This is a genomic window from Fodinibius halophilus (assembly GCF_011059105.1).
Classification (GTDB): Bacteria; Bacteroidota; Rhodothermia; order Balneolales; family Balneolaceae; genus Fodinibius; species Fodinibius halophilus.
The window spans coordinates 65240-79613 of record NZ_JAALLS010000002.1 but is presented as its reverse complement, the minus strand read 5'-3'; the positions used below and the strand labels follow the sequence as shown (position 1 = coordinate 79613).

The following is a 14374-nucleotide window of genomic DNA, read 5'->3' as shown; positions in this document are numbered from 1 at the left end:
TTAGTTATTCGGGTACCTATTAACAAATAACTAATAACCAATACACCAGTCCCTTAGTCCAGGTATTCCGCAAGCTTGTCCAGCTGTTGGTTAAAGCCATCAACAACGCCCATCTCTTCATGCTTTTCCCGGTCCTCTACAGACTGATGCATGATGGAGATGTTTACCGACGTGGTATCACCATTTCCGTTGAAATCAACCGTTGTTACCATACCGGTGGGGAGTCCTTCCGGGGCGGCGTTGTCATTGTTGTCCGAGTTACCAAACTCATCAGTAGTAACTAGCCGTTTACCTTCGGAAATTTCTTTAAAAATGCCTTCAGAGGGATACTCATTTTCTTCTTCATCCAGCATTACATAGGTCCATTTGCCTCCGGGCTCAAAATTCATCTCGTCAACCCTGGTAGTGAATCCTCTTGGTCCCCACCATTGCTCAATCTGGTCGGGCTTGGTCCATGCATCCCACACTTTTTGGCGGGATGTGTCGAAGGTTTTTGCGATTACAATTTCTTTACCGTTAGATTTGGTTTGGTCAGTCATAATAATTGGTCTTTGTTATTTTTAATTATCTAACTCAATAGTAGTATAGCGACCTTTATAGAACCCTGCGCGGTGGAAATACGCCAACCTTGCGGGCTGTTTGCGACAATATGAATTATTACCCTTCATACTCATCCGGATAGCGGATGTTCTCGCTTCCCGCCGTGGTACCGAGTTTTGTTGCGCGCCCTTTGGGCTGCTCCCATTCTTCTTGGCGGCCAAGGGCTGTGAGGTCGAGGAAATAGTTGGCTCCGCCGACGGTTTCCATGCCCCGTCCATAAGTGGAGTAGGTGTGATATACATTATCTCCTTTACGCAAGAAGCAGCTTAATCCGGGCTGTTCTCCTTTTGTATGGTAGTCCTGTCCCAGGTGTTCGAGTGTGGCCTGGTCGCGATAGTTGTACTGTACCGGCCTGACGGACTCGTCCATGGTAATATGAAAATCGTAATTGAAATCGATGCCGTAGGAAGAATACCAAGGCATCGGCCATCCCATGCGCTCATTAAACGGTTCTATTTTGGATAAGGGTGCCCGGGACACCAGAGCCAGCGTGGTGTTGCGTGCATGCAGATGGTTCAGATGTCCCCGTGCGATATGATCGGCCCATGCAGAGCAGCTCGGGCAGCCTTCATTCCACTCGGGATCAAACATAAAGTGATAAATAATGAGCTGTCGGCGTCCGTCGAACAGATCGAGCAGGCTTGCTCCACCTTCCGGACCTTCGAATGTATAATCCTTTTCAACCTCCACCATTGGCAGCCGGCGGCGCTTGGCGTTGAGCTTGTCGCGCTTCCGAGTGAGTTCTTTTTCCTTTTTGAGCAGTTCTTTGCGTTGGGCAAGCCATTCTTTGCGGGAGGCAATTTCGGGAAATGTTATTTTTAAAATTTCCATAATAATTGTTCTGTAATATTGAATTTATTGTCTTCCCGGTTAATTTTATTCACTTTCCGTTATAAAATACGTTCCATTTGTGTCCATCCGGGTCTGCAAAACTACATCCGTACCAATTCTTATTCCCTTGTATTGTTTGTGGCTTGCTAAACAGGTCACTGCCTGCTTTTTTAACTATTTCCGCCCATTCATCCACTTCTTCCCTGCTATCCGCCGAAAGAGTGAACATTATTTCATTGCCTTGGTCTAAATCTGCTATTTCTCCACCCATGGATGGTTTTAAGTTTTTCTCTAAGAAAAAATGCACCACGAATTCATCCTGACCGACCAGAAAGCTGACCAGTCCATTTTCTTTGGAAAATTCTCCATTGGGTTTAAATCCCAGCTTTGTATAAAATTCATGGGTGCGTTCCAGATCTTTTACCGATAGATTAGCCCAAATTTGTTTCGTTTCCATATTATTTGACCCTTTAATTTTGCTTATTAATTATCGTCAGTTGATGAACTCTTCAATCGCGTTGTAACTTCTTGTAAATATCCCCTCGAGGGGAGTGTCGATCCCGTGCTTTGCAGGACGGACGAGGGGTGTTCTATGCCAAGAGCAAAACACCTCCCGACCCAATTCGAAAACCACGAATTGGCCCACCCTCCTCAAGGAGGGATTTATTTTTAATCATAGCTCATCGGCTCCTTTCCAAATCCTCGTCGCAATATTCCAATCTGTCCTATGTGATAAGCGACATGATGATTGAGAAAGGCCCACAACTCTATAACCGACTCTGCAACCTCATCGAAGGGCGGATGTGGCTGGTTTTGAGCTCTTCCGCTGTTAGCTGTTTAAGTCCCTCGCGCACGGGATCATGGAGCCGGTTCCATTCCTGCCGTATGGCTCCGATGGAGGGATATTCGATATCGTCACGGGCTTCAGACTGGCCCATTCCCTCAAACAATCCCTCCCATTTTATTTTCGGTTTGATACCGGCCAACATCGCCAAACCGTATTGTGAATCAAGGAGGTGTCCGGGCAGGTACTTCACGTGATTTATATCGGTATTGCCATGCAGCCGTCGGTTGGTTTCCTGGTCGGCAAATCCGTCCAATACGTCATTATATAACCGGTGGTGCAGGTCGAACTGTATCAATAAGGCATTACTTTCATTCATACTTCTTTTGGGTTAGATTCATTATAAGGATTGGATTGAGTGCGTGCCCAGTGGATATCCGTCATTTCTACTGGTGAATTGCGACAAATTCCGTTATTTAAAAAATCAAAACTATGAAACACCTATCTATACTTATTCCCCGAGGACATACGAGCTTGGTGAATATTGCAGGAGCGCACCAGATTTTTAATATGGTAAATCAGATGCGGGCCGGGATGGACAAACCCCCTATCTTTGATGTGCATTTGGTTGGACTGGAAGAAGAGGTACCCCAGTCAACGGGGTTGTTTTCTGCCAGTCCCGATTCTCTGATACAAGAGGTAGATGAAACAGACCTGATTATAATTCCAGCTATCCATGATGATCCCCAAAAGGGATATGAACAGAATAAAGCATTTGTTCCCTGGATTGTTGAACAGTATAAAGCGGGAGCTGAGGTGGCCAGTTTTTGTGTAGGTGCTTTTTTCCTGGCAGAAACCGGCCTTTTGGATGGCAAACAGTGTGCTACCCACTGGCAGCACGCTAATAATTTTAAAGAGATGTTTCCGGAAGTTGAGTTAGTGGATGAAAAAATAATGACAGAGGAAGATGGCATCTATACCAGTGGGGGCGCCTACGCTTTTACGGATCTGCTGTTGCATCTCATCGAAAAATATGCCGGTCGTGAAGAAGCCATCCTGGCTTCCAAAACATTTTCACTGGATATCAGTCGCGAAAGCCAGTCGGACTTTATCATTTTCGAAGGACAAAAAAATCACGAAGATCAGAAGGTGAAGCAGGCACAAAACTATATCGAAAATAACTACCAGGATGAGCTTACGGTAGATGAGCTGGCCGAGAAGTTGGCCGTAAGTCGCAGGACGCTCGAACGCCGGTTCAAAAAGGCAACCCAAAATACCATTACAGAATATAAACAGCGGGTAAAAGTAGAGGCTGCCAAGCGAGACCTGGAAACCAGCCGAAAAAATGTGTCTGAAGTGATGTATGAGGTGGGGTATTCTGATACGAAATCGTTTCGAAATCTATTTAAACGTATTACAGGCTTAACCCCAGTTGATTACCGGGATAAATACAATAAAGAGATGTCTGTGGCCTGACGATAAGCAATAAAGATCAATCCTCTATTGCTTAATGTCTTTTACAGTTCCTTTTGTAAGCCCTTTCAATGCTTCGGGAGGGAGTTGAAAAACGGCATGCGGCGTTCCGGCTGCTGCCCAAATGGTATCGTATTGCAGCAGGTCTTCGTCAATCAGGGTAGTAATGGTTTTCTTATGACCTACCGGTGGAACTCCGCCAATGGGAAAGCCGGTGTGTTTTCGTACAAAGTTGGCATCGGCTTTTTGAATTGCTCGATCCAAAGCTGATTTTGCTTTGGTCAGGTCTAAACGGTTTGATCCGCTTACAATTGTTAGTATAGGTTCTTCCGTATCTTTTGTCTTAAAGATGAGAGATTTAGCTATTTGTGGCACACTACAGCCGATGGCTTGGGCAGCATCATTGGCTGTTCGGGTGGAATCCGGAAGTTCTATAACCTCGAAATCAAAGCCGTGTTTATTGAGAAAGGTCTGTATTTTTTGGGCATTTTTGCTGAGCTGTTTTGACATAGTTCTACAGATAAAATTAACACATAAACGCTATTATAAGGTATTTTATAAGATTAAAAGATAAAAGGGAAAGCGTTTAAAAGGATGCCACAGAGAGTTATATGTTGTTCACTAGCTGTTGAACCTAAAAACAGTAAAGCTGCCTAACTGCTATATTAATTTACCATCGAACAAGTGCCTTGCTGGTACGATTATCTTACATTTTAATTAGAGTAAACTCTTCGCACTATTGACAGACCAATTGTACTGCCGCCGACGAAGTTTCTCCCTTAAATCGGTAGGGAGAGAACATGAGTGGGTCAAAATTACCGTTTTAGCAATGTGAGGGTTAAGTTCTTCGGTATAAATTGGGATCCCCAACCTATGCTATTTAGTAAAATCTGGTATTACCTATAACCATCGGTTAGGTTAAAAAAAAATGGTCCTAAGAGTCCGTGAGTTGCACACGTTCCACAAGGCAAGGCAGGTTTCGAAATTCGCAGTATCTCGGCAGTCTAAGCTTTCCTCAATAGAATAATCTCTGTGCAGGTAGCGTATTACCATTGTTAGTTTACTACTTATTCTGAACATCAACCTTTACGGGAAGTTGTTGGTTCGCTCCATCTTTAAAACGATAGTAGCCTCTGATGTTAACAAGTAGATCTTTGAATGTCCTCGCAAACTTATCATTACTATCAGGATTAAAGGACCATGTATATACTCCTCCCACATGGTTACGGCTGTTTCTTAATTCAGCGCGTATATTGATGCGCCACTTTCCATTTATCTTATTAAAAAACATCGGTGTGACTAATGGATCCTCAGTAAAATAAAGAATGGCTAACTCTTCGCGTTTGATGATCTTATATTCTTTACTAGCATACTGCAGAAGTATATAATCAAAATAAGCTCGCGTCATAGGAAAACGCTTCAGAATCGGGAGGCTCCTTTTGGTGAAAAGACCTACATTCGGATCAAACTTTCGGTTATAAAGCCAGGAAATGTAATTGCTGAAGGTGCCCTCCACGGTATTTTTAGCTACAAATAGGGCTTTGCCTTCCTTGTCATATCGATCGCGCTTAAATGGTTGGCCTTGTTTATTTATACCGACCTTTTCTGCAGCTCCGGCTCCGCCTGACAGGTATGGTAATTCAACTCCTTTTTTTAATATAGAGGGATCATAACCTTGCTCCAGCACGGCTTCTCGTATTCTGTGTTGCAGAATACGGATTAAAAGTCTGAGCCCCATACTTGGGTTAGAAGCCTTAAAAAAAGCATCCGCCTGATTCCTGATCAGGTAACCAACAAATGCATCAGGCATATATGCCTCGAGGCCATATCCAACTTCTATTTTGAGTTTATTTTTATCCATTACATAGAGGAAGAGAACCCCGCGCTGTTTTTCTCCTTTGCGGCCTATCCCATATGTATCCATCTTTTTCACAGCTACCTCTTCAACCGTTGCATCTCCGATAGTCTTTACAAATAGAAATTTGATATCGAGATCGGATTCTTTTTGTATAAGGTCAAGCATCCATTCAAACCGGCGGATATCGGTTTTGCTGATGATTCCAGCTTTATCGAAGACGTGCCCTTGAGGTATTGGTTCTTCGGATTGATCCGATACTCCGCCCAAACTGTATAATAACAGTGCGAGAAGGATGATAACCGGAATTGCAATCTTAATAAGCTTCATCTTGGTTATAGTAGTTGAACTTTATTGATATAACAGATTTTGCCCGTTAATAAGCTATACCTGGATGAATATTAAATTGTTAAATAACCAACACCGAACTAAAAAGCCAGCGCATGCCTTGCCTACTGCCGGAAGGCTATGTATTAAAGGGACCTTTGCAAAACCAGGCAGTCATCCTGAATGTAATGAAGGATCTCCCTTTCAACGGCAGCAGATGGATACTGGAGATTCTTCGACAAGCTCAGAATGACGAAATAAAAGGTTTTGCAAAGCCCTCTTAAAATGAGAAGATTTTTCAAGGGGGGGATGGCGAAAAGAAAAACTTGTTGAACGACTATTCTCCTGTTTATTCGCCAGGGACTGAAATTCATGATTCTGCCATCGTTACATTATTAATTTGTAAATAGCTATCGAAAGCATTTAAAAATTCGTATCCTTTCAAAAGTAAACAAGCAGTAGCTTTTTACGGTACATGATGCTTCTTCCCTTCCGGACGGCTATTTACTTGTCTGCGTCATAGCTAGTACAATAATTCAACTTACAGAGAGTAACGATGGGAACAATATTATCTCGCCAACGACACTTTTTGATGCGCAATTCTTTATTCTTCAGTATTGGACTTTTACTGCTCTTAATAATTTCGGGATGTGGTGAAAATAAGCGCCAGGTTATCGAGCAGGATAAGGCCTTTGCCAGTTATATAACCGGATATACCTCCAATGTGATAAGTTCGCGCGGAGAGGTAGTAGTGCGGCTGTCATCAGAATTTGAAGAAAGTAGTCGACCCCAGAGCAATTTATTCCAATTTAAACCATCCGTTGAGGGTGAGCAAGTCTGGCTGGATGGGCGAACAGTAGCTTTTCGCCCGGATGAAGGCTTCAAAAATGGTACGCGCTATATAGCCAGCTTCCGGACGGGCAGTCTGTTTGATGTGTCTGAAAACCTGCAAACCTTTCAATTCGATTTTGAAATACTGCAGCAGAATCTGGAAGTGAGTGTTGGTGATGCTACGGCTGCAGCCACCGGGGATCGCTCCCGGCAACAGCTGGAAGGGACGGTTTATACCGCGGATGTGGCAGAGCTTAAAGCGGTGAAAAAAGTGCTTGAGGCCGAGCAAGGTAGCCGGGAACTGCCTGTTGAATGGCAGCAGGAGTCGGACGAGAAAGCACACCACTTTATTGTTAAGGATATTGAACGGACCAACAGCCCGGAATCAGTATATTTATCCTGGGATGGCTCGCCTATAGGGGCAACGGTACGGGGACAGCGAAACATCGAAATACCACCGCTGGATGCATTTGAGCTGGTACGAGCAGAGGTCGTCCGCGATGTGAACCCGCATGTAGAAGTGGCCTTTTCCGACGAACTAGATACCGAGCAGGATCTGCAGGGTCTTATTCGCATCGACTCGTATGATGATCTGGATATTATAGTCCAGCAGAATCGTGTGGAATTGTATCCCAGAAAAAAAATTAAAGGGAAGCGTACGCTGCATTTGTCCCCGGGTATACGTAGTCGTCACGGTAAGCGACTTGGCAAAAAGGTGTCGCGTACCATACGGCTGCATCAACCTAAACCACAGGTTCGTTTTGTGGGCAAGGGAGAAATTATTCCCAGTTCAGAGGAGCTGCTCGTTCCCTTTGAGGCGGTGAGCCTGGGGGCTGTAGATGTACAAGTAACCCGTATATTTGAAAATAACGTTTCCCAGTTTTTGCAGTTTAATAGCCTTGGGGGACGTCGAAACTTAAAAGAAGTTGGCCGACCCATAGTACAGAAGGTTATTCCGCTTTCGGCATTGGGTAATGCAGATGTTAGCAGCTGGAATGGCTACGCCTTGGATTTATCAGATCTTATAGAGCCGGAGCCCGGAGCCATTTACCAGGTCGTAATTGGCTTTCGCAAGCACCAAGCGGTGTATCCCTGTGGGGATGGGGCCCTTGCTGATATTGAAGATCGCAAATGGACATTAAGTACAGAAGAGGAGAACGAGTATTGGGAGTCTTTTCAGGATTCATATTACCCCGACGGCTATAACTGGCGGGAGCGTAAAAACCCATGCGATGTTTCTTACTATAGAAGGAGCAGGTTTGGGAAGCGTAATGTGCTGGCATCAGACTTAGGGCTTATTGCAAAGCAAGGGAAACTGGGCACTACCCAATTTGTGGTTACTGATCTTAAGACGGCCCAGCCCAAGTCCGGCGTTAACCTGGCGGTATATGATTATCAGCAGCAGAAGCTGGCTAGCCTAACATCCAATGGGCAGGGCATGGCCAAGGCAACGTTTGATCGCAAACCATTTTTGGTTGTGGCAAAAGATGGCCCCCAGCGTGGATATCTGCGTATGAAAGATGGCAGTGCACTTTCACTCAGTGAATTTGATGTATCCGGTGCCAGAGTAAAAGAAGGCGTTAAAGGATTTTTGTACGGCGAACGCGGGGTGTGGCGTCCGGGCGATTCCCTGTTTGTAACGCTTATGGTCGAGGATAAGCAGGATGTATTGCCAGCTAATCACCCAGTGACGTTTGAGCTCCGTGATCCGTCAGGGCAGCTAAGAGATCAGCAGACCATCAATAACCCGGTAAATGGGTTTTACAGTTATCAGCACCGAACCGGCAAAGATGATCCCACCGGGAACTGGAGACTGAGTGCCCAATTGGGGGGCAATACCTTTTCAAAGACGTTGAAGATCGAGACCGTTAAGCCCAATCGCCTGAAGGTTAACTTGGGCTTTAATAATGAACGCCTGACGGCCTCGGACCGGACACTTGACGGGCAAATTTCTGCCCAATGGTTACATGGAGCAACGGCACGTAATCTTAAAACGGATATGTCCATGACGTTGCTGGAGGCAAGTAAAAGTTTTGAGGGCTATGAGGATTATATTTTTGATGATCCCTCCCGCTCGCTGTCGGCTGCGACGGAAGAGATCTTCACCGGTGAACTGGATGAAAGCGGTCAAACGGATTTTTCCTACACGCTTAATAAGATGGATAAGGTGCCCGGCGCATTGCGTCTCAGCCTGTTGACGCGCGTGTATGAGGAGTCTGGCAACTTCAGTGTGAATCGTTCTTCTATTCCCTATTATCCCTACGAGACGATGGTGGGGCTGCGTATGCCGGAGACGAAGAGTAACCGAAATATGCTCGACCGGGATAAAACCCATACCCTGGATCTGGTCTCTTTAGATATTGACGGGGAGCCTGCACCTCGCCAAAAAGTGAAGGTGGAGATCTTTAAAATTGACTGGCGTTGGTGGTGGGAGAAGTCGAATGAAAACCTGAGTCAGTACTTCGGCCGGCGCGATGTGGAATCAGTCTTTTCAACCGAAACCCGAACCGATGGCGATGGTAAGACCCAGGTAGATTTTAATATTGATGAGTATCGGTGGGGGCGATTTATGGTTCGGGTTACGGATGTGGTCTCGGGTAGCAGTACCGGTGAAACCTTTTATCTGGGCTGGAGTTATTTCAGAAATAACCAAGTGGGTAATCCTTCGCGGTTGAGTTTTGAATCGGATAAGGAAAAATATGAGGTCGGAGAAGAAGTAACGCTCACTATCCCCAGCAGTGCGGACGGCAAGGCCCTGGTGAGCCTGGAATCCGGATCGAAAGTTCTGCAGAAGTTTTGGGTAGATACGCAGAAAGAACAAACCAAGGCCAGCTTTTTGGCGTCTAAAGATATGGCGCCCAATATCTATGCCCATGTGCTGATGATGCAGCCGCACGGGCAGAAGCAAAACGATCGGCCGATTCGAATGTATGGGGTCATCCCTATTTCGGTTGAAAATCCGGCTACCCAACTTAATCCCACCGTGGAGCTGCCCTCCGAGCTTCGCCCGGAGTCAACGGTTGATATAGAAGTAAGTGAAGAGAACGGGCGGGCGATGACCTATACAGTGGCTATGGTGGATGAAGGATTGCTCGATCTCACGAACTTTAGTACGCCTGCTCCTCATAACAGCTTTTATGCCCGCGAGGCATTGGGCGTTAAAACATGGGATCTGTTTGATCATGTGGCCAGTGCCTATGCCGGAAGTATGAATAGAATACTCTCTATCGGGGGTGATCAAGATGCAGAAGGGGGACAAGAAAGCACCGAAGTTAACCGTTTTGAGCCGATGGTTCGTTTTGTTGGCCCCTTCGAGCTTAAAGAGGGCACCACAAACCGGCATTCCATTGATGTACCCAACTATGTGGGATCGGTGCGAACGATGGTAGTGGCCGGTCAGGATGGCGCGTATGGTCATGCTGAAAAAGATACGCCTGTCCGTAAGCCTGTAATGGTGCAGGGAACGCTTCCCAGGGTCCTTGGACCGGGCGAAAAGGTAACGCTTCCGGTGAGCGTATTTGCAATGAATGATGATATTGAGCAGGTGGAGGTACAGGTAGAGGCAAACGAGCTTTTTGATATCGAGGATGTTTCTGCACATACGGTCTCTTTTGAAGAACCGGGGGAGAAAACCATTCGGTTTAAGCTGAAGGTGAAGTCTAGTATTGGAGCCGGAAAGGTACAGATCGATGCCCTCAGTGGAAGTGAAACGGCACATCATGATATTGATATTAAGGTGCGCAATCCCAACCCGCCGGTTACGGATCTGTATAACAAAGTGCTGGAGGCCGGTGAAGAGTGGTCTTTTGACTATACGCCCGTAGGCTTGGCCGGGACGAATACAGGAGTTTTTGAGGTTTCAACAATCCCTCCTATTGACCTCGGGCGACGCCTGAAGTATCTCATTCAATATCCCCATGGATGTATTGAGCAGGTCACTTCGTCCGTATTCCCACAGCTATATTTGCCGATAATTATGGATATCAGTGAGGGGCGCAAACAGAAAATCCAGAAGCATGTAGATGCGGCTATTGAGCGATTAAAGTCGTTTCAAACCTCTTCCGGTGGACTCGGATACTGGCCGGGCCACAATCATGCCAATGAGTGGGGGACAAACTACGCTTATCACTTTTTATTGGAAGCGCAAAGTCGTGGATACTATGTACCATCTGAGCTGTTAAGCAACATTAATAGTTTTCAACGGAGAAAAAGTTCAGGCTGGCAGCTCAAGAAAAAAGGAGGCCATAATAAAGGACTGACGCAGGCTTATCGCCTCTATACCTTGGCTTTGGCTAACACCCCAGACCTTGGGGCAATGAACAGGTTGCGGGAGCAATACGACCTGTCTCCGAAAGTGGCCTGGCGTCTTGCGGCAGCCTACGAGTTGGCGGGACAGGCCGAAGCGGCGGATGAGTTGGTCAACGGAGTGAGTACTGAGATCTCAAAGTATCGAGAGATGAGTCGTACCTATGGTTCGGCAACACGCGATAAGGCGATGATCCTGGAAACGCTGAGCATCATGGAGGAGCGGGAAAAAGCAGCACCCATCATGCGGGATATTGCCAAGGAGTTAAACCGGAAACGGTGGATGAGCACGCAAACGACGGCCTATAGTCTCATTGCCATCGCCCGCTTTTTGAATGTTTCTGATACGGCCAAAGAGATTGATCTGCAGTATAATATCACCGGGGCGGGCAAGGGGGCAGTAACATCCACCGCCCCAATATCACAAGTCCCCTTTACTATTGATGGGCAGCAGCAACAGCAGGTAACGGTGAAAAATAACAGTAAGGGCGTAGTATTTGCTCGCCTCATACAAGAAGGTACTCCCTTGGTCGGTGATACAACCTCAACATCGAACAACCTGGTTCAAAAAGTGCGTTACCGTACCCTGGACGGCGACAAAGTTGATCCCACGCAGCTGCCGCAAGGAACAGATATCGTAGCAGAGGTAACGGTGAGCAATCCCACTTCGCATAAGAGATATAGCGAGCTGGCACTTACCCAAATTTTCCCCTCCGGATGGGAGATCCGCAATGTCCGCATGGATGATATCAAATTTAAAGAACCGACAGCCGTGCCGGAGTACCAGGATATCCGGGATGATCGGGTTTATACCTATTTCGACCTTGGTCCGCGTAAGAGTAAAACCTTCCGCACGGTTCTGAATGTCAGTTATACCGGCACCTTTTACTTACCTACGATTTCAACGAGTGCGATGTATGATGAAGCTGTCAATGCGCGTACGGCCGGTCAATGGGTTGAGGTGGTATTGCCAAAGTAATGCGTGATAAAGGCTTATATAATAATATCCTTAATTGGAGCAAAGACCATCCCGGCCGTTTGGCACTGGGTATGGGGATGGTTCTGGCACTGCTGCTTTTTTGGAACTGTCTGCCCCAGCCCCTGTTTGAGGTGCCCTATGCCACGGTCCTTGAGGCCCGGAACGGGCAGTTGCTGGGAGCTAAAATTGCCGAAGATGGGCAATGGCGATTCCCGATAAAAGATGAGGTGCCGCAAAAGTTTGAGCAGGCCCTGTTGGAGTTCGAAGATGATGCTTTTTATTATCATCCGGGCGTCAATCCGGCGGCGATCGGCCGGGCCATGATTCAAAATATTGAAGCCGGGAAGGTGGTCAGCGGGGCGAGCACGATTACGATGCAGGTTATTCGGCTATCTCGCAAAAACCAGCCTCGTACCTATTGGGAGAAGATTAAAGAAATGATTCTGGCGCTACGGCTGGAGCTTTCGTATTCCAAGGAAGAGATCTTGGCTCTTTATGCCGCCCACGCTCCTTTCGGCGGAAATGTAGTAGGCTTGGAAGCTGCTTCATGGCGCTATTTCGGTCGCCCGCCCTCACAACTTTCATGGGCAGAATCGGCGACCTTGGCCGTAATGCCCAATAGTCCCGCCCTGATTCATCCCGGAAGAAATCGTGAGCACCTGGAGGTTAAGCGCAACCGACTGCTAAAACGGCTGATGCAAAAAGGGACTCTCGATTCGTTAACCTTTCGCTTGGCTAAAGCAGAACCGCTGCCGGGCAAACCGTTGGATTTGCCTCAACGGGCTCCTCATCTTTTGAGTAGGTTATATTCGGGCGGTCATCGGGGGGAGCGTATCCGATCAACGGTAGATATTTCTCTGCAAAAGCAGACAGAAAAGATAGTGCAGCGCCATCATAAGCTGTTGCGTCAAAACGAGATACATAATGCGGCAGCTGTGATTGCCGATGTACGGACCGGCGCGGTGAAAGCCTATATCGGAAATACCAAAAATCCTGCGAATCATCACCAAAATAAGGTTGATGTGGTTACGGCTCCCCGAAGTACGGGCAGTATCTTAAAACCGTTTTTATATATGCTAATGCAGGATGAGGGAATGCTGCTGCCCGATATGCTGGTTGCCGATGTGCCTACTCAAATATCGAACTATACCCCTAAGAACTTTAGCAAAACGTATGCCGGTGCAGTACCGGCTTCGGAAGCACTTTCGCGGTCACTGAATGTGCCGGCGGTACGCTTGCTCCAGGATTACGGTGTGCCCCGCCTGCATCATTACCTACAGCAGATGGGCATGCAAACGCTCTACTATCCCCCCGAACATTATGGACTGTCGTTAATCTTGGGTGGGGCCGAGGGTACGCTGTGGGATATCACCGGCATGTATGCATCTACTGCCCGATTTATGAATCGTTATGATGTTAGGGATCCCCAGACAAAACAGTTTAAAAGTCGTCCGCTTCATTATATCGAAGGCAAAGAGCCAACGCCTTCGAATGATTCATTTTCCTTAAATGCGGGAGCGGTGTGGTCCACTTTTGAGGCAATGCTTGAAGTCTATCGACCTGATGATGAGATCAACTGGCGGCAATATCTGTCGTCACGGAAAGTAGCCTGGAAAACGGGCACTAGCTACGGTTTTCGCGATGGTTGGGCCGTTGGGGTGACCCCGGAGTATGTCATTGGCGTGTGGGTGGGCAATGCCGATGGCGAGGGACGTCCCGGGCTTATTGGTAACAAAACGGCGGGTCCTATTCTCTTTGATCTTTTTGATATGCTGGATGAGACGAGTTGGTTCCACGAGCCGCTGTATGCTATGAAGGAGGTACCAGTATGTCGAAAGAGCGGACACCGGGCCGGTCCCTATTGTACACCGGTGGATACGGTTGCCGTACCCACTACCGGATTAAAAACAGAGGTTTGCCCCTACCATCGCAAGGTACACCTTGATACCTCTCAAGAGTATCGGGTGCATAGCCGCTGTATGCCGGTATCAAAAATGAAATCGAAAGAGTGGTTTGTGCTTCCCCCTGTGCAAGAGTGGTATTACAGGAGGAACAATCCCTCCTACGCCATGCTCCCTCCCTTGCTGGAGCAGTGTGAGCAGGATGTTGATGCTACGGTAACGATGGAGCTTATTTACCCACATGATGCCTCGCAGATCTATGTGCCCAAAGAGATGGATGGCTCGAAAGGGAAAACGGTTTTCGAAGTGGCACATCGGGGCAGCCGGTCAACAATATACTGGCACTTGGATGAGCAATATCTCGGAAAAACGGAGGCCCCGCACCAGATGGCTCTGTCGCCGGAACCGGGTCAGCATCGCCTTACGCTGGTTGATGAAGATGGCGTTACCCTACGGCACAATTTTGAGATATTGAGTCGGTAGCACAA

Annotated in this window: 10 protein-coding genes; 4 read left to right on the top strand and 6 right to left on the bottom strand. The window is 47.1% G+C overall.

The window, feature by feature from the left end; translation table 11 throughout:
• Positions 1-53 precede the first annotated feature (53 nt).
• The 4 genes from G3569_RS01980 to G3569_RS01965 form a co-directional block, all read right to left on the bottom strand.
• Entirely contained in the window at positions 54-539 is a 486-nt protein-coding gene (locus tag G3569_RS01980; protein ID WP_165265569.1) for an SRPBCC domain-containing protein, read from the bottom strand.
• Positions 540-657: 118 nt separating this feature from the next.
• Complete coding sequence (locus G3569_RS01975) at positions 658-1431, bottom strand: DUF899 domain-containing protein (protein ID WP_165265567.1); 774 nt, start codon at positions 1429-1431, stop codon at positions 658-660.
• 49 nt (positions 1432-1480) lie between these two features.
• The gene (locus G3569_RS01970; RefSeq protein ID WP_165265565.1) at positions 1481-1888 is read right to left on the bottom strand and encodes a VOC family protein; all 408 of its coding nucleotides are present in this window, start codon (positions 1886-1888) and stop codon (positions 1481-1483) included.
• A gap of 310 nt (positions 1889-2198) precedes the next feature.
• The gene (locus G3569_RS01965) at positions 2199-2594 is read right to left on the bottom strand and encodes a DinB family protein (protein ID WP_165265563.1); all 396 of its coding nucleotides are present in this window, start codon (positions 2592-2594) and stop codon (positions 2199-2201) included.
• 113 nt (positions 2595-2707) lie between these two features.
• On the opposite strand from G3569_RS01965, the gene G3569_RS01960 reads away from it, so the two are divergent.
• Positions 2708-3691 (top strand): GlxA family transcriptional regulator, encoded by a 984-nt coding sequence (locus G3569_RS01960; protein WP_165265561.1) that lies wholly within the window; start codon positions 2708-2710, stop codon positions 3689-3691.
• A gap of 24 nt (positions 3692-3715) precedes the next feature.
• On the opposite strand, the gene G3569_RS01955 is transcribed toward G3569_RS01960, so the two are convergent.
• Positions 3716-4198 carry a YbaK/EbsC family protein gene (locus tag G3569_RS01955; protein ID WP_165265559.1) on the bottom strand — a complete coding sequence of 161 codons (483 nt, stop codon included), beginning with the start codon at positions 4196-4198 and terminating at the stop codon, positions 3716-3718.
• A 553-nt stretch (positions 4199-4751) separates the two neighbouring features.
• Positions 4752-5873 carry a TPM domain-containing protein gene (locus G3569_RS01950; protein WP_165265557.1) on the bottom strand — a complete coding sequence of 374 codons (1122 nt, stop codon included), beginning with the start codon at positions 5871-5873 and terminating at the stop codon, positions 4752-4754.
• A gap of 113 nt (positions 5874-5986) precedes the next feature.
• Here G3569_RS01950 and G3569_RS01945 point away from each other — a divergent pair, with 113 nt between their 5' ends.
• The 3 genes from G3569_RS01945 (at position 5987) to pbpC (ending at position 14369) form a co-directional block, all read left to right on the top strand.
• Complete coding sequence (locus tag G3569_RS01945; protein ID WP_165265555.1) at positions 5987-6154, top strand: hypothetical protein; 168 nt, start codon at positions 5987-5989, stop codon at positions 6152-6154.
• Positions 6155-6426: 272 nt separating this feature from the next.
• Positions 6427-11985 carry an alpha-2-macroglobulin family protein gene (locus G3569_RS01940; protein WP_205719987.1) on the top strand — a complete coding sequence of 1853 codons (5559 nt, stop codon included), beginning with the start codon at positions 6427-6429 and terminating at the stop codon, positions 11983-11985.
• Entirely contained in the window at positions 11985-14369 is a 2385-nt protein-coding gene (gene pbpC / locus G3569_RS01935; RefSeq protein WP_165265551.1) for a penicillin-binding protein 1C, read from the top strand. The genes G3569_RS01940 and pbpC overlap by 1 nt, the downstream gene beginning before the upstream one ends.
• The last annotated feature ends 5 nt before the right edge of the window (positions 14370-14374 follow it).